Origin of the sequence: Pseudomonas sp. GD03944 (assembly GCF_029839275.1) — a bacterium.
Taxonomy (GTDB): Bacteria; Pseudomonadota; Gammaproteobacteria; order Pseudomonadales; family Pseudomonadaceae; genus Aquipseudomonas.
The window spans coordinates 1-20,969 of sequence record NZ_JAOCAH010000025.1; the positions used below are offsets into that span (position 1 = coordinate 1).

Genomic DNA, 20,969 nt, shown 5'->3' on the forward strand with positions numbered 1-20,969 from the left:
ACTGCCAACCATCCTCACCACCAGCTTCGAAACCGGCCCCAACGGCCCGCTGGTGCCGGAACTGAAAGAGATGTTCCCGGATGCCCCGTACATCGCTCGCCCCGGCCAGATCAACGCGTGGGACAACGAAGACTTCGTCAAGGCGATCAAGGCCACCGGCAAGAAGCAGCTGATCATCGCCGGCGTGGTGACCGAAGTGTGCGTGGCGTTCCCGGCGCTGTCGGCTCTGGCGGAAGGCTTCGATGTGTTCGTGGTGGCCGATGCCTCCGGCACCTTCAACGAGATGACCCGCGACGCCGCCTGGCGCCGCATGGAAGCCGCCGGGGCGCAACTGATGACCTGGTTCGGCGTGGCCTGTGAGCTGCACCGCGACTGGCGCAACGACGTGGAAGGCCTGGCCAAGATCTGCTCCGATCACATCCCGGACTACCGCAACCTGATCACTGCCTACAGCACCCTGACTGCCGGCAAGTAACCCTCCCATGACGCACGAACCGGAGCCTGATCGGGCTCCGGTCTTACCAACGACAACCCAACGCCGAGCGCTCGACGCAACGGGCCGGCTCGGCATGACACTCTTTTATCTGGAGCAATAGTGATGGCTAATCAGAACAGCAAACTGGTCAAGAAAAGCGCAAGTTTCGGCGTCGCCTGGGAGGGCCTGTACGGCTACGTCCAGGCGATTCAGGTCAAGGACACCGTCTACCTGTCCGGGCAACTGAGCCACGACCGCGAAGGCAACCTCATCGCCCCCGCCGAGCTGAATGCAGAGGGCAAACCGGCTGACTTCTCCACCATGGAAGCGCAGATGCGCCAGACCTACGCCAACATCGTCGAGCTGCTGGCCGAATTCGGGGCCACCCTGGACGACGTGGTGGAAGAAACGCTGTTCGTCATCGACGTCCCGGCGGCCTTCGCGGCGGCCGGCACGGTGCGCAAGGAATTCTACGGCGCCGAGGTGCCCCAGGTCGCCAGCAACCTCATCGGCGTCTCGGGCCTGGCCTTCCCGCAGCAGCTGATCGAAATCACCATTCGCGCGGTGGTCGAATAACCCGACGCCACGCACGCCAACGCGCAGCCTCCTTGCCAGGGGGCTGCGCGTTTTTCGTTGGTGGCCGGTGAGGGCAGTGGCCGTGTCGGCCGCGCGCTGGAACGGTCAGGCGCCGGGGTGGGAAAAACCACCGATCATCTCGGCAAACCCCGTGTCGAACGCTCAGGCCATGAAGGCCCTATCGAGAGCAGCGGGAGGTGAGGTGCCAGGTCCAGTTGCAGCGCGCAATCACAGGTGGCGGTCCTTCACCGCCGATACGCTGGCGTTGGTGCTGTTCTTCACCACCACCGGCGTGATCAACGAGCGTTTCATTGCCGGGATGACCTGGGAGCAGGTGCTCGATGCGCGGCTGCTGGGCGCCGGGCTGATGGTGCTGTCCGGCCGGCCCTATGGGCTGTGGCGCGACTGGGTCATGGGCTTTGCCGGCACGGGGCGGTGGTCCCAGCTCGCCTGGGATTCGCTGGCGCTGGTCAGCTTCCAGGTGCCCATCTATGCCGCGATCCTGGCCATCAGCGGCGCCAACGCCCAGGAGCTGCTGTACGGATCGCTCGGGGTGATCGTCATCATGCTGGCGATGGGGCGGCCCTACGGCGCCTTTCTCAATTTCGTCCGCGCGCGCTTCGGCCTGCCGGCCGGTGGCGAAAAACCGATGTCGTTGAATGTGTGAAGCGCGAGACGCGGTTCAGCTGTCGAGCTGCGCCAGGAACCATGTGCGAAACCGCACCAGGGCATCGTCGTTGGCGCTCTCTTCGCGGTAGGCCAGGTAGTGGTGGGTTTCTTCCAGCACCATTTCCTGGGGCACGGGGCGGACCAGTTTTCCCTCGGCGATCAGCGGGGCCACCAGGTGGTCCCAGCCGAGCGCCACGCCCTGGTCGTTGAGCGCCATTTGCACCAGCAGGCTGTAGTCGTTGACGTTGAAGTAGTGCGAGCCGGTGCTGGGGCGGTCGTCGATGTCGAGGTGGTGGATGGCCAGCCACACCCCCCAGTCCACGTGCTCGGCGATCTGCGAGCGGCCGTAGGGACTCAGGTTCAGCAGGATGCCGTCGCGCAGCCCTTCCAGGGTGCGGGCCTCGGGGTGCGCGTCCAGGTAGGACGGCGTGCACACCGGGTAGATGCGGTCATGGAACAGCGTCTTGCTGACATAGCCGTCACGCACGCTGGCGTGCTTGGTGATGAACACATCCGGGTAGACCCCGGGCTCCATCACCAGGAAGTTCTGGGTGGTCACCAGGTCGAGGTCGATGTCGGGGTTTTCGTCGAAGAAGCTCGGCAGCCGGCGTGACATCCACAAGGCGGAAAACGCCGGGGTGCAGCACAGCGTGAGGGTGCGCCGGGCGTTGTCGCCGTAGTCCTTGCGGATGCGGGTGGCGGCCTGGGCCAGGTTGATGAACGACACCTGCGCCGCGTCGAAGAAGATCGAGCCCGCCGGCGTCAGCTTGACCGAGCGCCCGACCCGCTCGAACAGGGCGGTGCCCAGGTGCTCTTCCAGTTCGCGTATCTGCCGGCTGATCGCCGCCTGGGTCACGCACAGCGTTTCCGCCGCGCGGGTGAAGCTCTCGTGACGGGCCGCCGCCACGAAGCATTTCACGGCCCGCAGCGAGGGCATCTTGAGCAGCATCTGGTCGGCGTTGGCGTGCTTGGTCATAACGTCACGTTATCAATTGCGGGCAGAAAAGGTCGATTGTGCCTGGAAAGCAGCGTTTCTAGACTTTTAGAACTTCAAAAATAATAAGTCGGATCCTGCAAGATGACAAAAGTAACTGCCACGCCTGCCGATGATGCTACTTGCGGTTGGTATCATCTGAGCCCCCCGCGCCACGCCAAACCCAGTCATTCGGGTAATACAACTGCACGTTGGGTAATTATCGGTGCCGGTTTTACCGGGCTGGCCGCTGCCCGGCAACTTGCACTCAACTTTCCTGATGAAAAAATCGTCCTGATCGATGCCCAGGAAGTGGGTTATGGAAGTTCGGGCCGAAATGCAGGATTCGCCATCGATCTGCCCCACGATATCGGTGCCGACGATTATATCGGTGATATCGAAACCGCGAAGATCAGCCTGAAGTTGAACCTCACCGGGCAGCAGATTCTGAAGTCGCTGGTCGAGCAGCACAAGATCGATTGCCACCTGCGCCCCTCCGGCAAGTACCAGGCCGCCATCGAGAACCGCGGCATCGCCGTGCTCGACGCCTACCGCCGCGGGCTGGACAAGCTCGGCCAGCCCTATGAAGTGATTTCCGGCGAAGACCTGCCCGCGCACATCGGCACGTCGTTCTATCGCCAGGCGCTGTTCACCCCGGGCACGGCGCTGGTCCAGCCAGCCGCCCTGGTAAAGGGGCTGGCCGAGAGCCTGCCGGCCAACGTGGAGCTTTACGAGAACACCGCCATCACCGACGTCGAATACGGCGAGAAGACGGTGCTCAGCCACCGGGGCGGGCGCATCACGGCCGACAAGCTGGTGCTCACCAACAACGCCTTCGGCATGCGCTTCGGCTTCCTGCAGGGCACCATGCTGCCGGTCTTCACCTACGCCAGCCTGACCCGCCCGCTGACCGAGGCGGAGCAGGCCCGCCTGGGCGGCAAGGACTTCTGGGGCCTGATCCCGGCCGACCCGTTCGGCACCACGCTGCGCCGTACCCACGACAACCGCATCCTGGTGCGCAACAGCTTCAGCTTCAACCGCGACGGACGCAGCAAGCAGAAGTACCTGGACCGCTTCGTCGGCCGCCACCGCGACTCCTTCGCGCGGCGCTTCCCGATGCTGCCCGGTGTCGAGTTCGACTACACCTGGGGCGGGTCGCTGGCGCTGTCGCGCAACCACATGGGGTTCTTCGGGCAACTGGCCCCCAACGTCTACGGCGCACTGTGCTGCAACGGCCTGGGTGTGACCCGCGGCACCGTGACCGGCACCCTGCTGGCCGACTGGCTGGCCGGCCAGCGCAATGACCTGATCGATTTCCTGCTGGCTTCGCCGGGGCCTAATAAGAACCCGCCCGAACCGCTTCTTTCCATTGGCGTGAACATGAATCTTCTCTGGGGGCAGTCGCGGGCCGGTAAAGAGGCCTGAGCAATAACTGCTGCCCAATAAGTTGCTTCAACTGTTCACGGTTAATAACGAGGTTTATAGCGCTTTAAACAATTAAGGAATTCGTGCGCGGCACTGACGCCCGATTCATACCTGTGCGTTTCACCCGATATCCGGAGATATAACAATGACAACAAATGTATCTGTCGAGGATGTACCTCTCAATTGGTTTCACCAACTGCTGTGTATTCGTTCTGGCGGCGGTTGGGTACTGGATGGTTATGTATTGAGCATCATTGGCGTGGCCATGGTGCAGTTTTCCAATGACTTGGGCCTGAGCAACTTCTGGCAGGGCATGATCGCCGCCTCGGCGCTGATCGGGATTTTCTTTGGCGGCTTCCTGGGCGGGGTGCTGACCGGCATCGTCGGGCGCCAGAAGTTGTACTTCGTGGGGCCGGCGCTCTTCATCATCTGCTCGGTGGCGCAGTTCTGGGCCGAGTCGGCCATCGTGCTGTTCCTGTGCCGCTTTCTGATCGGCGTGGGGGTGGGCTTCGAGTACCCCGTCGCCGGCTCGTTGCTGGTGGAGTTCCTGCCCAAGAAATACCGCGGCCCGCGGCTGGCGATGCTGACCATCCTCTGGTTCGTGGGCGCGGCGCTGGCCTACATCGTCGGCAACATCCTGCTGGAAAATGCCGGCGACGACGCCTGGCGCCTGGTGCTGGCAAGCCCGGCGGTCATCGGCGTGCTGCTGTTGCTGGTGCGCATCGGCACCCCCGAGTCGCCGCGCTGGCTGATCAGCAAGGGCCGTCACGACGAGGCCGAGCGGATCATCAAGAAGGTCTACGGCCCGTCCTTCTCCCTGCGCAACCTGCCCGAGCAGGAAGCCGAGAAGAAGGTCTCGCTGAGCGACCTGCTGCACTCCGGCTACGGCAAACGCATGCTGTTCGTGGCGGTGTTCTGGAGCTGCTCGGTCATCCCGGTGTTCGCGGTGTATTCCTTCGCTCCGAAAGTGCTGCAGGCGCTCAACCTGCAGGGCAGCTGGGCGTCCTACGGCTCGGTGGTGATCACCCTGATGTTCGTGGTCGGCTGCGTGATCGCGACCCGCCTGATCAACAGCCTGGGCCGGCGCAGCATGGTGATCCACAGCTTCCTGTGGTCCGGGCTGGCGCTGTTGGGCCTGGGGTTCTTCTCCCACAGCAACGAGCTGCTGGTGCTCGCGCTGTTCGGCGCCTACGCCGTGCTCATCGGCGGCGCCCAGGTGCTGCAACTGGTTTACCCCAACGAACTGTTCCCCACCGAAGTCCGTTCTGCGGCTGTCGGCATGGGCGCGTCGCTGTCGCGTATCGGGGCCGCGATCGGCACCTGGCTGGTGCCCATTTCGCTGGATGGCATCGGCATCGCCAACACCATGTTCGCCGCGGCGGGCGTGACCATGCTGGGGCTCATCGTGTCGCTGGCCCTGGCCCCGGAAACCCGCTCCATGAGCCTGCAGGAAGCGGCGTCGCTGAATCGTTGAATCACTCGGGGCCTGCCTGGTGAGGGCAGGCCCCTGAATTCTTGTCCCGTATTACTGGAGAAAACCCCATGAAATTCCAAGGCATCTACACCCCGGCCATCACCCCGCTGGACAGCGCCGGCCAGATCGACAGAACCGCCTTCGCCGAAGTGCTGGAATACCTGATCGAGGCCAAGGTGCACGGCATCATCATCGGTGGCTCGACCGGCGAGTACTACGCGCACACCGCCCAGGAGCGTTTCGACCTGGGCGCCCTGGCCAAGGATGTGATCGGCAACCGCCTGCCGCTGATCATCGGCACCGGCGCGGTGCGCACCGAGGATTCGGTCGAGTACGCCAAGGCCGCCAAGGCGATCGGTGCCGATGCGATCCTGGTGGGTTCGCCACCTTACGCACTGCCCACCGAGGCGGAGAATGCCGCCCATGCACTGGCTGTCGACAAGGCCGCCGGCCTGCCGATCATGCTCTACAACTACCCCGGCCGCATGAGCGTGTCGATGGGCCGCGAGTTCTTCGACACCGTGCTGGGCGCTTCGAAAAACTTCGTCGCGATCAAGGAAAGCTCCGGCGACATGGGCCAGCTGCACATGCTGGCACGCGAATACCCGCAGCTGGACGTGTCCTGCGGCTGGGATGACCAGGCACTGGAGTTCTTCGCCTGGGGCGCGCGCAGCTGGGTGTGCGCCGGCTCGAACTTCATCCCGCGTGAGCACGTGGCGCTGTACGAGGCCTGCGTGCTGGAGAAGGATTTCGACAAGGGCCGCCGCATCATGTCGGCAATGATGCCGCTGATGGATTTCCTCGAGGGCGGTAAGTTCGTGCAGTCGATCAAGCACGGCTGCCAACTGGTCGGCCTGCGCCCGGGTGGCGTGCGTGCGCCGCTGCAGGGCATGACGGAAGACGAGCAGCAGCGGTTGCAAGCCGTGGTCAGCGAGCTCAAGCGCGAAGTCGCCGCGGCGGTCGGGGGTAACGCCTGATGGCCCGGTTGCTGACCGCACAGGAATACGCCGCGCTCGCGGCCGACCTGGTGCTCCCCACCCAGGCCTTCATCGACGGGGCGTTCGTGCCCGGGGTGTCGGGCAGAACCTTCGCCACCAGCAACCCGGCCACTGGCCAGGTGCTGACCCATATCGCCGCCTGCGACACGCAGGACGTCGACATCGCCGTGGCCAAGGCCAAGGCGGCGTTCGAGGATGGCCGCTGGCAGCGCCGCTCGCCGGGTGAGCGCAAGCAGGTGCTGCTGCGTTTCGCCGACCTGCTCAAGCAGCACGCCCACGAACTGGCGGTGATGGAAACCCTCGACAGCGGCAAGCCGATCAGCGAGTGCCAGAACACCGACATTCCCGAGGCGATCCACACCATCCGCTGGCACGCGGAGCTGATCGACAAGATCTACGACAACACCGCGCCGGTCGGCTCGAACAGCGTCGCCCTGGTGGTGCGCGAGCCCATCGGTGTGGTGGGGCTGGTGCTGCCCTGGAACTTCCCGCTGCTGATGCTGGCCTGGAAGATTGGCCCGTCGCTGGCCGCCGGCTGTTCGATCATCGTCAAGCCGGCCAAGGAAACCACCCTGACCGCGCTGCGCGTGGCGCAGCTGGCGCATGAGGCGGGCATCCCGGCCGGGGTCTTCAACGTCCTGCCCGGTGGCGGCAAGGAAGTGGGCGCGCCGCTGGGCCTGCACCGTGACGTCACCATGGTCAGCTTCACCGGCTCGACCGACACCGGCCGGCTGTTCCTGCGCTATGCCGCCGATTCCAACCTCAAGCGGGTGGTGCTCGAATGCGGCGGCAAGAACCCGGCCGTGGTGATGAACGATGTCGAGGACATCGATGCCGTCGCCCAGCACATCGTCAACGGCGCGTTCTGGAACATGGGGGAGAACTGCTCGGCGTCGTCGCGGCTGATCGTCCATGCCGCGGTCAAGGACAAGCTGCTCGAACGCATCGGCGTGCACATCCGCGAGTGGAAGATGGGCAACCCGCTCGACCCGCAGTACCGCCTCGGCTCGCTGGTCAGCGAAGCGCACTTCAACAAGGTGCGCGAGTACCTGGAGCAGGCGGCGGCAGAACGGCTGCCGGTCGCGTTCGGTGGCGAGCATGCGGCGGGCAACTTCGTCGAACCTACCGTGTTCGACGGCGTGGGCCCGGACAGCCGTCTGTTCCGCGAGGAAATCTTCGGCCCGGTCCTATCCGTCACGACCTTCAGCACTATCGATGAGGCCATCGCCCTGGCCAACGACACCGTCTATGGCCTGGCGGCTGCCGTGTACACCAGCAGCCTGAAGCATGCCTTCCGCCTGTCCCGCGAGATTCGCGCGGGGGTGGTGACGGTGAACTGCTTCGGCGAGGGCGACATCACCACGCCGTTCGGCGGCTACGGGGAATCCGGCTTCGGCGGGCGCGACAAGTCCGTCTGGGCCCACGACCAGTACACCGAGCTCAAGACCATCTGGATCGACCTGTCCGAGTAACACCGTACGCAACGCCTCCTGCCTGGTTGCGGCTGGGTAGGGGGCGTTGTGCTGCGCACCCCCTCTTTTCTGCCTGCCCCCTGGCGTTGTCCGGGGGAGGGCGAAGCATTTTTTCTACTTTCGGTTCACCCCAAGCAGGATGGCATGACTCAGCGTAAAGCAACCCTCATCGGGCTCATCGCAATCGTATTGTGGAGCTCGATCATCGGCCTGATTCGTGGCGTGAGCGAGAGCCTTGGCGCGACCGGTGGGGCGGCGCTGATCTACAGCGTCGCCTCGGTGCTGTTGCTGTTCACGGTCGGCTTCCCGCGCCTGAGGAAATTCCCCCGACCATACCTGGTGTGGGGCAGCCTGCTGTTCGTGTCCTACGAACTGTGCCTGGCGTTGTCCATCGGCTACGCCAACACCAGCCGCCAGGCCATCGAGGTCGGCATGGTCAATTACCTGTGGCCGGCGTTCACCATCCTGGCGGCCATCGCCTTCAACAAGCAGCGGGCCAACCTGATGATCGTGCCCGGCATCCTGCTCTCGATACTGGGCATCTGCTGGGTGCTGGGCGGCGAGCAGGGGCTGGACGCCGCCGGCATGCTGGCCAACCTCCAGGACAACCCCCTGAGCTATGGGCTGGCCTTCGCCGGGGCGGTGATCTGGGCCGCGTACTGCATGGTGACCGCGCGCCTGGCGGGCGGCAAGAACGGCATCACGCTGTTCTTCATGCTCACGGCGCTGGTGCTCTGGGGCAAATACCTGGTCAGCGGCGAGGCGGCGATGACGTTCAGCTACCCGGCGCTGATCTACCTGCTGATGGCGGCCTGCGCCATGGGCTTTGGCTATGCCGCCTGGAACGTCGGTCTGCTGCACGGCAACGTCGCGCTGTTGACCGGTGCGTCGTACTTCATCCCGATCTTCTCGGCGGCCTCGTCGGCCCTGCTGCTGCGCACGCCGCTGGGGCTGTCCTTCTGGGAAGGGGCGGGCATGGTGTGCGCGGGCTCGATCCTGTGCTGGTTCGCCACGCGTGCCAGGCGTTCGCCGGCCGGCTAGGAGAGCGCCGGTCAGCGACGAGCAGGACGCCAGCGTGCTGGTGGACGGGCAAGCTGGCGCGTTTGAGGGCGCGGCGTTGTCAGGTGAACAGCTCGTCCAGCGCATCCAGAAGGTGAGAAGAGGCCGGCTCGCGGATACTCAGGCTGCGTCCGCCGTCGTCTTCCTCGGTGATCGCCGCGTTACCGGACTCGAACTGATCGGCCAGCCATTCCAGGAAGGTGGCCACCGAGCCGGCCAGCACGAACTTGTTCTCTTCGTCCCGACCGAAATTGATGACCTGTCCCACCGTGCCGTTGTCACCGGGGTCCAGGTCGACGCCGAGGTGGTTGCCGCCGTGGTCGTAGGCGAACGGAATCCAGTAGGCATTCGCATAGACGGCCTTGACCGCGCCGGGCGTGGCGGAGGTGCAGAACTCACTCAGCTCGGCCATGTCGTCCTGCGAGGCGTCATCGACGACCTTCTTCCAGGATTCCCAATGTGCTCGGGCATCGGCCAGGGACAGGAAGTCCAGACCGAAGAACGGGCCGGTGTCGGCGCCCCCGCGCTGCCCGTCGTGCCACTTGTACAACGCCTTCAGGCTCTCGGGAAACGTCCGACCGACCAGGTGTTCGAATTCGGCGATCTCGGTGTCCGAGCATCCCGGCGCCAAGTCGTCACCGACCTCCGGCAGGTTGGCGTTCAGCCAGTTATCCAGGCGTTCCATTGCTGTCGTCATCATCGACGTCCTTGTGGGTAAAAATGTGAGGGTACAGCGGGCCGGCGCGTGTTGTTGGTACTGGGCCGCATTGTGTGAGCGCGGTGTGTTCGGGACAGACAAACCGCTTGCCCTGCGCCCGGCGCTCGTAACAGGGAACGGTCGGCCGTCCAGGTTGCCTGCTATGCTCGGCGCCTTCGCTTCATTCCATTGAGCCAGGAGCTTTCATGTACAAGGGAGTGATGCCCATCGTCCTGTCCGCGCTCGGCGTCGTGCTGCTGGCCGGCTGCGCCAGCAAACCGGAGCCGCAGGCGCAAGCGCAGGCCGCGGCGCCCACACTGCCGGGGTTCTGGTGCTACAGCAGCGTCTACGACCCCGACGGCCTGAACAACACCGTGAACCTGTGCCTCAAGGGCACCATCGCGATCATGGGCGTGTACTTCTCCAACCCGGACACCGAGCCGACCTTCTGCCGCCAAACGGGCACCAAGCAGACACTGCCGGAATACGTGTCGCTGCTGTTCGGCCATGGCATCTGCAAGAACGGCCGGGGCATGAGCCCTTCCCGCTGGCAGTGCCAGGCGGCCGGTGAGAACTATGATTGCCACAACATCGAAGAAGACTTCTCGCTGATCTTCAGGCCGACCTCGAAACCTGATCAGTAACGATCAGCGCGTCGTGGGAGGGGCTTCAGCCGCGACAACGACCATTATTTGATCGCCGCTGAAGCGCCTCCCACGGCCTGAGGCGTGGCGCGCCGTTATTCCATCTGCTTATCTCGTCAAAACTATTGGTTATTTTTGAGCGCTGGGTGCCGCGCATAGAGTAGGGCTCTGCCCAGGCCTCCAGTCTGGGCCTGAGGGCCGGCCTTCACGGCAGCGGCCGGCGGTATCGGCTAGTCTCAAGCCTCGTTCACTCGTCTTAGCCTCACAGCGCGCCGCGACTCGCGGCCGCGCTCAAGGAACCCCAATGTCCAAGAAACTCGATGCAACCCCCGAGGGCTCAGCCCGACGCCGACCGAGTCGGTGGTGCTGCCGGTGAACTGGCAGCTGGACCAGATCGTCGACCAGTTGCGCGCCGTGCGTGCCGAGTGGCGCACCAGCACCGGTCGGGCGCGGGAACTGGGCGGGCGTGAGCTGCCGTCGCGGCAGGCCATCGCCGAGGTGATCCAGGCCCTGAGCGGGGCACTGTTCCCGATGCGCCTGGGGCCCAACGAGCTGCGCGCCGAGAGCGAGGATTTCTACGTCGGCCATACCCTGGATCTGGCGCTCAACAGCCTGCTGACCCAGGTAAAGCTGGAGCTGCGCTATGCCGCTCGCTCCCGGGGCGAGGAAGCACAGGACGTCGATAACCAGGGGATACGCATCGTGCGCGAGTTCGCCTCGCAGCTGCCGGCGTTGCGCCGGGCCTTGGACCTGGACGTGATCGCCGCCTTCAATGGCGACCCGGCGGCGCGCACGGTGGACGAGGTGCTGCTGTGCTACCCGGGCATCATCGCGGTGATCCACCACCGCATCGCCCACCATTTCTACAAGGCCAACCTGACCCTGCTGGCGCGGATCATCGCCGAGCTGGCGCATTCCTCCACGGGCATCGACATCCACCCGGGAGCGCGGATCGGCGCTTCCTTCTTCATCGACCACGGCACCGGGGTGGTGATCGGCGAGACCGCGATCATCGGCGACCGGGTGCGCATCTATCAGGCGGTGACCCTGGGCGCCAAGCGCTTCACGGTCGATGAGTCCGGCCTGCTGCACAAGGGCCAGCCGCGCCACCCGATCGTCGAGGACGACGTGGTGATCTACGCCGGCGCCACCATCCTCGGGCGCATCACCATCGGCCAGGGCTCCACCATCGGCGGCAACGTCTGGCTGACCCGCAGCGTGGCCGCCGGCAGCAACATCACCCAGGCCACCGCACAGCAGGCGGATGGCGCGGGCGGCGTCACCGGCTGATCCCTCGGGCGGCGGGGCGGTTCTGGCGTGGCCGGATTTCCGGTTGTCGAACCACCGCCGCTACGCTCCCCAGCACGCACCACGGGTGTTACCCAGCGCGGCCAGCGAGAGATAGCCGCAGGCCTCGCTGCGTCGACAGCCTGCGCTGACCCGTCATAAACATATGCTTAAACGATATTTAAATTAAGGTTTTTATATCTGTAGAGTTTGCTCATGCGTACCTGCCGACCAATCGGCGCGCCGCACTTGATACGGGGACCAAACCATTGGCCCTTCTAAGAGTGATGCGCCGATTGGCGCTTTTACGTGGAGTATTTCTATGTCGGCAGCTGCCACTACCCTCGCCACCCCGGCGTCGGCACACGCCTTCGAGGTTCGCCCCTTTGACGCGCCGCTGGGTGCGGAAATCATCGGCCTGGACCTGACCCGTCCGCTCGATGACGCCGACTTCGCCCGCGTCCACCGCGCCCACCTCGACCACGGTCTGCTGGTGTTCCGCGACCAGCGCATCACCCCCCAGCAACAGATCGATTTCAGCCGCCGTTTCGGCCCGTTGCAGATCCACGTGCTCAAGCAGTTCCTGCTGGAAGGCCACCCGGAAATCTTCATCATCTCCAACATCGTCGAGAACGGTCAGCCGATCGGCCTGGGCGATGCCGGCAAGTATTGGCACTCCGACCTGTCGTACAAGGAACTCCCCAGCCTGGGCTCCATGCTGCTCGCCCAGGAACTGCCGGAAGAGGGCGGCGACACCCTGTTCGCCAGCCAGCAACTGGCCTATGACACGCTGCCGGCGCACCTGCTGCAGGCCATCGAGGGCAAGCGCGCCGCCCATTCCTACACCGCCCGTTACGCCGACGAGGTGTTCGCCGGCATCCGCCGTCCGACCTTGACCGAAGCGCAGCTGGCCGAGGTCAAGGCGGTGATTCATCCGGTGGTGCGCACCCACCCGGAAACCGGGCGCAAGGGCCTGTTCGTCAACGAGAACTTCACCACCCACATCCTTGATATGCCCGAGGACGAAAGCCGGCAGATCCTCGCCGAGATCTACGCCCACAGCGCCAAGCCGGACTTCACCTACCGCCACCAGTGGCAGCCCCACGACATGGTGTTCTGGGACAACCGCGCGCTGATCCACCTGGCCACCGGTTGCCCGAGCCACCTGCGCCGCCGTATGCACCGCACGACGATCCAGGGCGACGTGCCGTTCTAACCGATCCACCTCCCGGCTTTTCCCTTTTTCATGGAGTCTCGACATGTCTCTAGGTAAACGCTTTGCCTTCATTCCGCGGTTTGGCCGGTTGGCCGGTGGTATTGGCCTGAGTCTCAGCCTGCTGGCTGGCACACTCGTGGCGCCGCAGGCCGCCCAGGCCGAGGGGCAGATTCGCATCGCCGAGCAGTTCGGCATCGTCTACCTGCTGCTCAACGTGGTGCGTGACCAGCAACTGATCGAGAAGCACGGCAAGGCCGAGGGCCTGGATATCAAGGTCGACTGGCAGCAGTTGTCGGGTGGCTCGGCGGTCAACGATGCGCTCCTGTCCGGCGCCATCGACATTGCCGGTGCCGGCATCGGCCCGCTGCTGACCGTGTGGGACCGCACCCAGGGCAAGCAGAACGTGAAGGGCGTGGCGTCGCTGGGCAACTTCCCGTACTACCTGCTGAGCAACAACCCGCAGGTCAAGACCATCGCCGACTTCACCGAGAAGGACCGCATCGCGGTGCCGGCGGTGGGGGTGTCGGTGCAGTCGCGCTTCCTGCAGTACGCCGCCGCCAAGCAGTGGGGCGACAAGGAATTCGACCGCCTCGACAAGTACACCGTAGCGCTGCCGCACCCGGACGCCACCGCCTCGCTGAAGACCGGCGGCACCGAGCTGACCGGGCACTTCTCCAACCCGCCGTTCCAGAACCAGGCGCTGGAGAACCCGGACGTGCATGTGGTGCTCGACACCTACGAGCTGCTCGGCCCGAACTCGCCGACCGTGCTCTACGCCACCGAGAAATTCCGCACCGACAACCCCAAGACCTACAAGGCATTCGTCGCCGCGCTGGCGGAGGCGGCCGCCTTCGCCCAGAACGACAAGGGCGCGGCCGCCGACACCTACATCCGCGTGACCAAGGCCAAGATCAGCCGCGAAGACCTGCTGAAGATCATCGACACCGAACAGTTCCAGTTCACCGTCACGCCCACCAACACCTACCCGCTGGCGGACTTCCTCCACCGCGTCGGTGCCATCAAACACAAACCGGCCTCGTGGCAGGACTACTTCTTCGAAGACGTCGCCATCGGCCAGGGAAGCTGAAGCATCATGAACGCCCCACTGCAAGGCCACACGGTCAGCACATTGAATGACGGCGCCTTCGACACCCTGTTGCAGGTGGAGAAGGTCAGCCTCGAATACCGCACCCCGCAGCGCGTCGTGCGCGCCACCCACGAGGTCAGCTTTGCAGTGGACCGCGCCGATCGTTTCGTGCTGCTCGGCCCGTCCGGCTGCGGTAAATCCACCCTGCTCAAGGCGGTGGCCGGTTTCATCGAACCGGTGGGCGGCACCATCCGCCTCGACGGTGCCCAGGTCCGCGAACCGGGACCGGACCGCATCGTGGTGTTCCAGGAGTTCGACCAGCTGCCGCCGTGGAAGACGGTGAAGCAGAACGTCATGTTCCCGCTGCTGGCCTCGCGCACCCTCAAACGCAAGGAGGCCGAAGAGCGTGCCCTGCATTACCTGGAGAAGGTCGGCCTGGCCGCCTTCGCCGATGCCTACCCGCACACCTTGTCCGGCGGCATGAAGGCCCGTGTGGCCATCGCCCGCGCCCTGGCCATGCAGCCGAAGATCCTGCTGATGGACGAGCCGTTCGCCGCGCTCGACGCCCTGACCCGACGCAAGATGCAGGAAGAGTTGCTGGAGCTGTGGGAGGAGGTGCGCTTCACCCTGTTGTTCGTCACCCACTCCATCGAGGAGGCGCTGATCGTCGGCAACCGCATCCTGCTGCTGTCGCCGCACCCGGGGCGGGTGAGGGCGGAGATCAACAGCCACCAGTTCGATCTGCACAGCCTGGGCGGTGTGGCCTTTCAGCAGACCGCGCAGCGTATCCACCGCCTGTTGTTCGACGAGGACGGCGAGGGCGGTCATGCCGCCGAGCTGGGCTTCCAGGACATCCGCATCGCCTACTGAGGAGCGTGAAATCATGAGTCTTTCCCCCGCACGGCGTGAGGAATACGAAATCCCCCTGCAGCCGCTGCCCGGCCTCAAGCTGGAACGCGAGCTGTCACTGGCTCAGCGCCTCTGGCAGCAGGGCTGGCTGCGCAAGTCGCTGATCCTGCTGGCCCTGGCCGTGATCTGGGAGCTGGCCGCCCGTTACCAGGGCAATGACTTGTTGCTGCCCAGTTTCCTGCAGACCGCCGCGGCCTTCGTCGACGGCATCGGCAGCGGCGAGCTGCTGGAGAAGGTGGGTATTTCCCTGTCGGTGCTGATCAAGGGCTACCTGATCGGTATCGGCCTGGCGTTCCTGCTGACCACCCTGGCGGTGTCGACCCAGCTCGGCCGCGACCTGCTGTCGACCCTGACCTCGATGTTCAACCCGCTGCCGGCCATCGCGCTGCTGCCGCTGTCGCTGCTGTGGTTCGGCCTGGGCGAGAACAGCCTGATCTTCGTGCTGGTGCACTCGGTGCTCTGGGCCCTGGCGTTGAACACCTACGCCGGCTTTCTCGGCGTGTCGGAAACCCAGCGCATGGCCGGGCGCAACTATGGCCTGAAGGGCATGCGCTTCGTGCTGTTCATCCTGATTCCCGCGGCGCTGCCGTCGATCCTGGCCGGCCTGAAGATCGGCTGGGCCTTCGCCTGGCGCACGCTGATCGCCGCGGAGCTGGTGTTCGGCGCGTCCAGCGGCAAGGGCGGATTGGGCTGGTACATCTTCCAGAACCGCAACGAGCTCTACACCGACCGGGTCTTCGCCGGCCTGGCCGCGGTGATCCTGATCGGCCTACTGGTGGAGAACCTGATCTTCGCCACGGTCGAGCGCGTGACCGTAAAACGCTGGGGGATGCAGCGTTAGAGCTTTCTGTCACCCCGTAGGGTGGGCTTCAGCCCACGGGGGGCGTACCCCATTTAATTTGGTGGGCTGAAGCCCACCCTACGCCCGACAAGACCCACAAGACCAACTCACTGATCACATAACGAGAAACGACCATGACCCACACCTTCACTCTCGGCCGTCTGGCCACCACCCTGGGGCTGCTGGGCGCCCTGGCAACGCCGCTGGCCGCGCAGGCCGAAGGCCAGATCAGCATTGCCCAGCAGTTCGGCATCGGTTACCTGGTGCTGCACGTGGTCAAGGACCAGCAACTGATCGAGAAGCACGCCAAGGCCCAGGGCCTGGACAAGATCGAGGTCGAGTGGCGCACCATTTCCGGCGCCACCGCGATGAACGAAGCGCTGCTGGCCGGGGCCATCGACGTGGTGTCTGCCGGTGTGCCGCCGATGCTCACCGTGTGGGACCGCACCCACGGTCGCCAGAACGTGAAAGCCGTGGCGTCCCTCGGCTCGCTGCCGAACTACCTGCTGAGCAACCGCGCCGAGGTGAAGACCCTGGATGACCTGTCCGAGAAGGACCGCATCGCCGTGCCGGCCGCCGGCGTCGGCTTCCAGTCGCGCACCCTGCAGATCGAAACCGCCAAGCTGTATGGCAAGGACGATTTCCAGCGCTTCGACAAGATTTCCGTCAGCCTGCCGCACCCGGATGCCACCGTGGCCCTGACCAAGGGCGGCTCGGAAATCACCGCGCATTTCTCCAGCCCGCCGTTCCAGTACCAGGCGCTGGAAAACCCCAACGTGCACAAGCTGATCAGCAGCTACGACATCCTCGGCGGCCAGGCCACGTTCAACGTGCTGTACGCCACCGAGAAATTCCACGACGAGAACCCGAAGACCTACAAGGCCTTCTACGATGCCCTGGTCGAAGCCGAGCAGATCATCAAGGCCGACAAGGCTGCCGCGGCCGAGATTTACATCCGTGTGGAGAACTCCAAACTGCCGCTGGACTTCGTGAAGAAAATCATCGAAGACCCGGAGAACGACTTCACCGTGTCGCCGCAGCGCACCTTCATCTACGCCGAGAAGCTGCATGAACTGGGCGTGCTGAAGAACAAGGCGGCCTCCTGGAAGGACTACTTCTTCGAGGAAGCCCACGCCAACCCGGGTAGCTGATTGCAAGACATCCACCCTCGTCAGCGCTGCCTTTGGTAGCACGAAAAAAGGACCCGCCCCGGGTCCTTTTTTCGTTGGGGTGGCGGCTGCGTCACGCCCTGAAAAAGCCTGAACCCTCCCAGGTGCTGCCCGGATTGCGCTACCGTGTGAACGCCATGGCGGGCCCGGCCGAATCCTTGCTTAGTAATATTCGAAATAAATTTATGATTATTTAGTTCTTTTAAGGAATAACAGGATTAGGCAAACTCCAGCCACCCTCATGCAGGCGAAGTGGCATCAGCCACGCCCACCGAACTCATGGATCATCCGAGGAACACCAGGATCATGCTGAAGAAACTACTGTTAGCCTCTGCCATCACCAGCTCCCTGTTCGTCAGCGGCTCCGCCCTGGCGGCCGACAAGCCGATTCTCAACGCCTCGTATGACGTCGCCCGCGAGCTGTTCGCCGAGATCAACCCGAAGTTCCAGGCCCACTGGAAGGCCGAGACCGGCAAGGACCAGAAGATCGATCAGTCCTTCGCCGGCACCTCGCGCCAGGCTCAGGACATCATCCAGGGCAAGAAGGTCGACACCGTGACCTTCAACCAGGTGACCGACGTGGACATCCTGGCCAAGCGTGGCCTGGTGCGTAAGGACTGGGCGCAGCAGTTCGACAACAACAGCTCGCCGTACTACAGCACCACCGCCTTCCTGGTGCGCAAGGGCAACCCGAAGAACATCAAGGGCTGGGAAGACCTGGCGCGCGATGACGTGAAGCTGGTGTTCCCGAACCCGAAAACCTCCGGCAACGCCCGCTACAGCTACCTGGCGGCCTGGCTGTACGCCAACGAGGCGTTCGGTGGTGACGAAGCCAAGATCAAGGCATTCGTGGGCAAGGTCCTGCACAACGTGGAAAACTTCCCCACCGGCGGCCGTGGCGCCACCGTGGCCTTCGCCCAGAACGGTCAGGGTGATGTGCTGCTGAGTTTCGAATCCGAAGTGGTGAATATCGCCAAGGGCGAAGAGTTCAAGTCCGGCGAATTCGAAGTCGTGGTGCCGCAAGTGAGCGTGCTGGCCGAGTTCCCGGTTGCCGTCGTGGACAAGGTGGTGGACGAGAAGGGCACCCGTGACGTGGCCACCGCCTACCTGAAGTTCCAGTACACCAAGGAGGTCCAGGAGCTGCTGGCGCGCTATCACTACCGCGTGCACAACCCCGAGGTGGTCGCTGCCACCAAGGCCCAGTTCCCGGAAATCCGCCTGATCAACCCGACCGAAGTCCTGGGCACCTGGGACGAGATCACTGCCAAGCACTTCGATGGCAATGGTATCCTTGACCAGTTGCTGGCTGAAGGCCGGTAATCGGCTTGCATCGATCTGCTGCGCGTCGGCCCTGTTGCATCAGGAGCAGGCTCTGGCTCGCTGGATCTCGACCCTCGCTGAAGGTTGATTTGCATTAGATGTATCCCACAAACCGCCGACCTTCCGGCGGTTTGTGCATTCAAGGATTGTTGAGTGAGCAAGACCCCCATCTTCTTCATGCAGAACCCGCTGTTGCCCGGCTTCGGCCTGAGTTTCGGCTTCAGCGTGTTCTATCTCTCCCTGGTGATCCTGTTCCCGCTGTCGGCGCTGTTGCTGTACGTAAGCGACATGAGCTGGGCCCAGTACTGGCAGGCGATCAGCGACCCGCGCGTGGTGCAGAGCTACAAGGTCACCATCAGCGGAGCGTTCTATTCGACCATCATCGCCGTGCTGATCGGCCTGCTGATCGCCTGGATCATTTCCCGCTACGATTTCCCCGGGCGTCGCCTGGTGGACGCGCTGGTCGACCTGCCGTTCGCGCTGCCGACCTCGGTGGCCGGCCTGACCCTGGCCACGCTGCTGGTGCCCAACGGCTGGCTCGGCCAGTATTTCGAGGTGCTGGGCATCAAGATCGCCTACGCCTACCCGGGGCTGCTGATCGCCATGGTGTTCACCAGCCTGCCGTTCGTGGTGCGCACGGTGCAGCCGGTGCTGCAGAGCCTGGGCAACGAGTACGAGGAAGCCGCCGGCACCCTGGGTGCCAACAAGGTGCAGACGTTCTTCTATGTGGTGCTGCCGAGCCTGGCGCCGGCGCTGATCACCGGGGCGTCGCAGTCGTTCATCCGCAGCCTGGGTGAGTTCGGCGCGGTGATCATGATCGCCGGCAATATCCCCTTCAAGACGGAAGTCTCCTCGCTGATGATTTTCGTGCGCCTGCAGGAGTTCAACTACCCAGCGGCTGCGGCCATCGCCTCGGTGATCCTGCTGGCGTCGCTGTTCCTGCTGTTCGGCCTGCAGATCCTGCAGGGACGTCTCTTCAAATGGCAGCGGCAAGGCAGATGAAAAAACCACGTTCCTGGCACCAATGGGTGCTGATCGGCCTGGGCCTGCTGGCGGTGGGCCTGTTGTTGATCGTTCCGCTGGTGCTGATCTTCAGCAAGGCGCTGAGCGGCGGTGTCGGCCTGCTGCTGGAAAACCTGTCCCAGGACTACATGCAGCACGCCATCGGCCTGACCCTGCTGGTCGCCGTGCTCACCGTGCCGCTGAACCTGTGCTTCGGCATCATGCTGGCCTGGTGCGTGACCCACTACGACTTCCGTGGGCGCAAGCTGCTGACCACCCTGGTGGACATTCCCTACGCCGTGTCGCCGGTGGTGGCAGGCCTCTGCTACCTGGTGGTGTACGGGCTGGAAAGCGCCCTGGGCCGCTGGTTCTACGATAACGACATGCAGTTGATGTTCGCCTGGCCGGGCATCGTCATGGTCACGGTGTTCGTCACCGCGCCGTACGTGGCACGCATCCTGATCCCGGTGATGCAGTCCCAGGGCAGCGACGAGGAAACCTCGGCCCTGTGCCTGGGGGCCAACGGCTGGCAGATCTTCCGCCACATCACCCTGCCTAATATCAAGTGGGCGCTGCTCTACGGCGTGGTGGTCAGCAACGCCCGGGCGGTGGGCGAGTTCGGCGCGGTATCGGTGGTGTCCGGCACCATCCTCAACCAGACCCTGACCCTGCCGCTGCTGGTGGACCAGCTGAACAACGACTACAAGCCGGCCGCTGCCTTTACGGCCGCTGCGCTGCTGGCGTGCATGGCGCTGTTCACGCTGCTGCTCAAGACCTACATGGAGTGGCGCCAGCGCAACCTGATGACCCGCGCCGCGGCGAACTGAGTCCTTCCCCGACCCTGCGTAGCAGACCGTTTGCGCAGGGTGTCTTCAGCCTGATCGGGCCGGCTCCTGCCTTGCCTTGTTGCTATTTGCCGCGATGTGTTCGTGCCAGCTTAAGCCGTGCGCGCCGGCGGTCGCTTTCAGCCTGTGTGTCCATTCGGATGTGAAGAGGTCGCTGTGAAGATCAGCCGTGAACAATGGAAGAAATGGACCCTGCCCAGCAAGGCAAGTTACCTGGGACTGTGGATCGGCCTGGCGGGGGCTGTGCTGGGTGTGCTGGGCATTGGCCTGGCGTTCTGGTTCTACCTGAACCCGCCAGCGTCGCCGCCCAGCGAGTCCGACATTTTCGTGCGCGAGACCAACCCCACCGAGGTGGTGCTGGCCGAGGTCAAGGTGCTCAACATGATGGGTGATCCGAGCAGCTCGCTCGCCGTTGAGTACCACAACCTGTCGAAGCTCACTGCCCGTGCGTTCAAGGTCAAGGTGGCGTTCGGCGTGGAAGAGTTGGAGCGTTTCAAGTCCCGGGCGTTTGACGGAGTGGACTTGGACACCCTGGGTATCAAGGGTGAGTCGCGCCTCGAACTGCCGATCGTGCCGCTGCCCGAGCTGGAGAAGCGGGTGGGCGGTCACATCTGTGGCGTGGGCCTGGAGCCGCTGGATCTAGTCAACAGGGCGCCCGAGAGCTGTGCGGGAAGCAACACAGTGCAGTCCACGCCGCTGCTGGTGGCGACCTTCTACGAAACCGTGTTCAACGAGCGCCGGAGCATGAACCGCGCCGTGTGGCTGTACCACTGCACGACGTGCCGCTCGCTCAATCGCGAGCTCTGACGAGGAAGCAGGCCTGGCCAGGGC

The 20,969-nt window shown here is 64.2% G+C and carries 21 protein-coding genes; 19 read left to right on the forward strand and 2 right to left on the reverse strand.

Annotation, left to right across the window (positions count from 1 at the left end; all coding sequences use genetic code 11):
- The 3 genes from N5C28_RS23675 to alaE form a co-directional block, all read left to right on the forward strand.
- A partial coding sequence (locus tag N5C28_RS23675; RefSeq protein ID WP_279825946.1) for a hydrolase occupies positions 1–475 on the forward strand: 475 nt, incomplete at its 5' end.
- 123 nt (positions 476–598) lie between these two features.
- The gene (locus tag N5C28_RS23680) at positions 599–1,051 is read left to right on the forward strand and encodes a Rid family hydrolase (protein ID WP_279825947.1); all 453 of its coding nucleotides are present in this window, start codon (positions 599–601) and stop codon (positions 1,049–1,051) included.
- Positions 1,052–1,127: 76 nt separating this feature from the next.
- Positions 1,128–1,718: an L-alanine exporter AlaE gene (gene alaE / locus N5C28_RS23685; protein ID WP_279825948.1), complete on the forward strand. Its 591-nt coding sequence runs from the start codon at positions 1,128–1,130 to the stop codon at positions 1,716–1,718.
- A 15-nt stretch (positions 1,719–1,733) separates the two neighbouring features.
- Here alaE and N5C28_RS23690 read toward each other — a convergent pair whose 3' ends face one another.
- Positions 1,734–2,696 (reverse strand): LysR family transcriptional regulator, encoded by a 963-nt coding sequence (locus tag N5C28_RS23690; RefSeq protein WP_279825950.1) that lies wholly within the window; start codon positions 2,694–2,696, stop codon positions 1,734–1,736.
- Between the two features lie 102 nt (positions 2,697–2,798).
- Here N5C28_RS23690 and N5C28_RS23695 point away from each other — a divergent pair, with 102 nt between their 5' ends.
- The 5 genes from N5C28_RS23695 (at position 2,799) to yddG (ending at position 9,103) form a co-directional block, all read left to right on the forward strand.
- Positions 2,799–4,118: an FAD-binding oxidoreductase gene (locus N5C28_RS23695; protein ID WP_279825952.1), complete on the forward strand. Its 1,320-nt coding sequence runs from the start codon at positions 2,799–2,801 to the stop codon at positions 4,116–4,118.
- 145 nt (positions 4,119–4,263) lie between these two features.
- On the forward strand, positions 4,264–5,592 hold the full coding sequence (locus N5C28_RS23700) for an MFS transporter (RefSeq protein WP_279825954.1): 1,329 nt from the start codon (positions 4,264–4,266) through the stop codon (positions 5,590–5,592).
- 68 nt (positions 5,593–5,660) lie between these two features.
- Positions 5,661–6,569, forward strand: a complete 909-nt coding sequence (locus tag N5C28_RS23705) for a dihydrodipicolinate synthase family protein (RefSeq protein ID WP_279825956.1) — start codon at positions 5,661–5,663, stop codon at positions 6,567–6,569.
- On the forward strand, positions 6,569–8,062 hold the full coding sequence (locus N5C28_RS23710; protein WP_279825958.1) for an aldehyde dehydrogenase: 1,494 nt from the start codon (positions 6,569–6,571) through the stop codon (positions 8,060–8,062). Before N5C28_RS23705 ends, N5C28_RS23710 begins: the two co-directional genes overlap by 1 nt.
- Positions 8,063–8,206: 144 nt before the next feature.
- Positions 8,207–9,103: an aromatic amino acid DMT transporter YddG gene (yddG, locus tag N5C28_RS23715; RefSeq protein WP_279825959.1), complete on the forward strand. Its 897-nt coding sequence runs from the start codon at positions 8,207–8,209 to the stop codon at positions 9,101–9,103.
- A 79-nt stretch (positions 9,104–9,182) separates the two neighbouring features.
- Here the strand turns inward: yddG and N5C28_RS23720 are convergent, their stop codons facing one another.
- On the reverse strand, positions 9,183–9,818 hold the full coding sequence (locus N5C28_RS23720) for an SMI1/KNR4 family protein (protein WP_279825961.1): 636 nt from the start codon (positions 9,816–9,818) through the stop codon (positions 9,183–9,185).
- A 206-nt stretch (positions 9,819–10,024) separates the two neighbouring features.
- On the opposite strand from N5C28_RS23720, the gene N5C28_RS23725 reads away from it, so the two are divergent.
- The 11 genes from N5C28_RS23725 to N5C28_RS23775 all read left to right on the forward strand — a co-directional run bounded on the left by N5C28_RS23725 (position 10,025) and on the right by N5C28_RS23775 (position 20,945).
- On the forward strand, positions 10,025–10,462 hold the full coding sequence (locus N5C28_RS23725) for a hypothetical protein (RefSeq protein WP_279825962.1): 438 nt from the start codon (positions 10,025–10,027) through the stop codon (positions 10,460–10,462).
- A gap of 363 nt (positions 10,463–10,825) precedes the next feature.
- Complete coding sequence (epsC, locus tag N5C28_RS23730; RefSeq protein WP_347881277.1) at positions 10,826–11,752, forward strand: serine O-acetyltransferase EpsC; 927 nt, start codon at positions 10,826–10,828, stop codon at positions 11,750–11,752.
- A gap of 319 nt (positions 11,753–12,071) precedes the next feature.
- Positions 12,072–12,965, forward strand: coding sequence for a TauD/TfdA family dioxygenase (locus tag N5C28_RS23735; RefSeq protein WP_279825966.1), 894 nt, complete (start codon positions 12,072–12,074; stop codon positions 12,963–12,965).
- Positions 12,966–13,008: 43 nt separating this feature from the next.
- On the forward strand, positions 13,009–14,052 hold the full coding sequence (locus tag N5C28_RS23740) for an ABC transporter substrate-binding protein (protein ID WP_279825968.1): 1,044 nt from the start codon (positions 13,009–13,011) through the stop codon (positions 14,050–14,052).
- A gap of 6 nt (positions 14,053–14,058) precedes the next feature.
- Positions 14,059–14,922: an ABC transporter ATP-binding protein gene (locus tag N5C28_RS23745; protein ID WP_279825970.1), complete on the forward strand. Its 864-nt coding sequence runs from the start codon at positions 14,059–14,061 to the stop codon at positions 14,920–14,922.
- A gap of 13 nt (positions 14,923–14,935) precedes the next feature.
- Positions 14,936–15,802: an ABC transporter permease gene (locus tag N5C28_RS23750; protein ID WP_279825971.1), complete on the forward strand. Its 867-nt coding sequence runs from the start codon at positions 14,936–14,938 to the stop codon at positions 15,800–15,802.
- A 134-nt stretch (positions 15,803–15,936) separates the two neighbouring features.
- Positions 15,937–16,953: an ABC transporter substrate-binding protein gene (locus tag N5C28_RS23755; protein ID WP_279825972.1), complete on the forward strand. Its 1,017-nt coding sequence runs from the start codon at positions 15,937–15,939 to the stop codon at positions 16,951–16,953.
- Positions 16,954–17,277: 324 nt separating this feature from the next.
- Positions 17,278–18,291, forward strand: a complete 1,014-nt coding sequence (cysP, locus tag N5C28_RS23760; protein WP_279825974.1) for a thiosulfate ABC transporter substrate-binding protein CysP — start codon at positions 17,278–17,280, stop codon at positions 18,289–18,291.
- A 153-nt stretch (positions 18,292–18,444) separates the two neighbouring features.
- Complete coding sequence (cysT, locus tag N5C28_RS23765; protein WP_279825975.1) at positions 18,445–19,293, forward strand: sulfate ABC transporter permease subunit CysT; 849 nt, start codon at positions 18,445–18,447, stop codon at positions 19,291–19,293.
- Complete coding sequence (cysW, locus tag N5C28_RS23770; RefSeq protein WP_279825977.1) at positions 19,290–20,120, forward strand: sulfate ABC transporter permease subunit CysW; 831 nt, start codon at positions 19,290–19,292, stop codon at positions 20,118–20,120. Before cysT ends, cysW begins: the two co-directional genes overlap by 4 nt.
- Positions 20,121–20,294: 174 nt before the next feature.
- Positions 20,295–20,945: a hypothetical protein gene (locus tag N5C28_RS23775; RefSeq protein WP_279825979.1), complete on the forward strand. Its 651-nt coding sequence runs from the start codon at positions 20,295–20,297 to the stop codon at positions 20,943–20,945.
- Positions 20,946–20,969 lie beyond the last annotated feature (24 nt).

What these genes read in the sequence shown, in the direction of transcription:
- N5C28_RS23680 (WP_279825947.1), top strand. Translation starts at nt 599, where the DNA reads ATGGCTAATCAGAACAGCAAACTGGTCAAGAAAAGCGCAAGTTTCGGC.
- N5C28_RS23690 (WP_279825950.1), bottom strand. Translation starts at nt 2,696, where the DNA reads ATGACCAAGCACGCCAACGCCGACCAGATGCTGCTCAAGATGCCCTCG.
- N5C28_RS23695 (WP_279825952.1), top strand. Translation starts at nt 2,799, where the DNA reads ATGACAAAAGTAACTGCCACGCCTGCCGATGATGCTACTTGCGGTTGG.
- N5C28_RS23700 (WP_279825954.1), top strand. Translation starts at nt 4,264, where the DNA reads ATGACAACAAATGTATCTGTCGAGGATGTACCTCTCAATTGGTTTCAC.
- N5C28_RS23705 (WP_279825956.1), top strand. Translation starts at nt 5,661, where the DNA reads ATGAAATTCCAAGGCATCTACACCCCGGCCATCACCCCGCTGGACAGC.
- N5C28_RS23710 (WP_279825958.1), top strand. Translation starts at nt 6,569, where the DNA reads ATGGCCCGGTTGCTGACCGCACAGGAATACGCCGCGCTCGCGGCCGAC.
- yddG (WP_279825959.1), top strand. Translation starts at nt 8,207, where the DNA reads ATGACTCAGCGTAAAGCAACCCTCATCGGGCTCATCGCAATCGTATTG.
- N5C28_RS23720 (WP_279825961.1), bottom strand. Translation starts at nt 9,818, where the DNA reads ATGACGACAGCAATGGAACGCCTGGATAACTGGCTGAACGCCAACCTG.
- N5C28_RS23725 (WP_279825962.1), top strand. Translation starts at nt 10,025, where the DNA reads ATGTACAAGGGAGTGATGCCCATCGTCCTGTCCGCGCTCGGCGTCGTG.
- N5C28_RS23735 (WP_279825966.1), top strand. Translation starts at nt 12,072, where the DNA reads ATGTCGGCAGCTGCCACTACCCTCGCCACCCCGGCGTCGGCACACGCC.
- N5C28_RS23740 (WP_279825968.1), top strand. Translation starts at nt 13,009, where the DNA reads ATGTCTCTAGGTAAACGCTTTGCCTTCATTCCGCGGTTTGGCCGGTTG.
- N5C28_RS23745 (WP_279825970.1), top strand. Translation starts at nt 14,059, where the DNA reads ATGAACGCCCCACTGCAAGGCCACACGGTCAGCACATTGAATGACGGC.
- N5C28_RS23750 (WP_279825971.1), top strand. Translation starts at nt 14,936, where the DNA reads ATGAGTCTTTCCCCCGCACGGCGTGAGGAATACGAAATCCCCCTGCAG.
- N5C28_RS23755 (WP_279825972.1), top strand. Translation starts at nt 15,937, where the DNA reads ATGACCCACACCTTCACTCTCGGCCGTCTGGCCACCACCCTGGGGCTG.
- cysP (WP_279825974.1), top strand. Translation starts at nt 17,278, where the DNA reads ATGCTGAAGAAACTACTGTTAGCCTCTGCCATCACCAGCTCCCTGTTC.
- cysW (WP_279825977.1), top strand. Translation starts at nt 19,290, where the DNA reads ATGAAAAAACCACGTTCCTGGCACCAATGGGTGCTGATCGGCCTGGGC.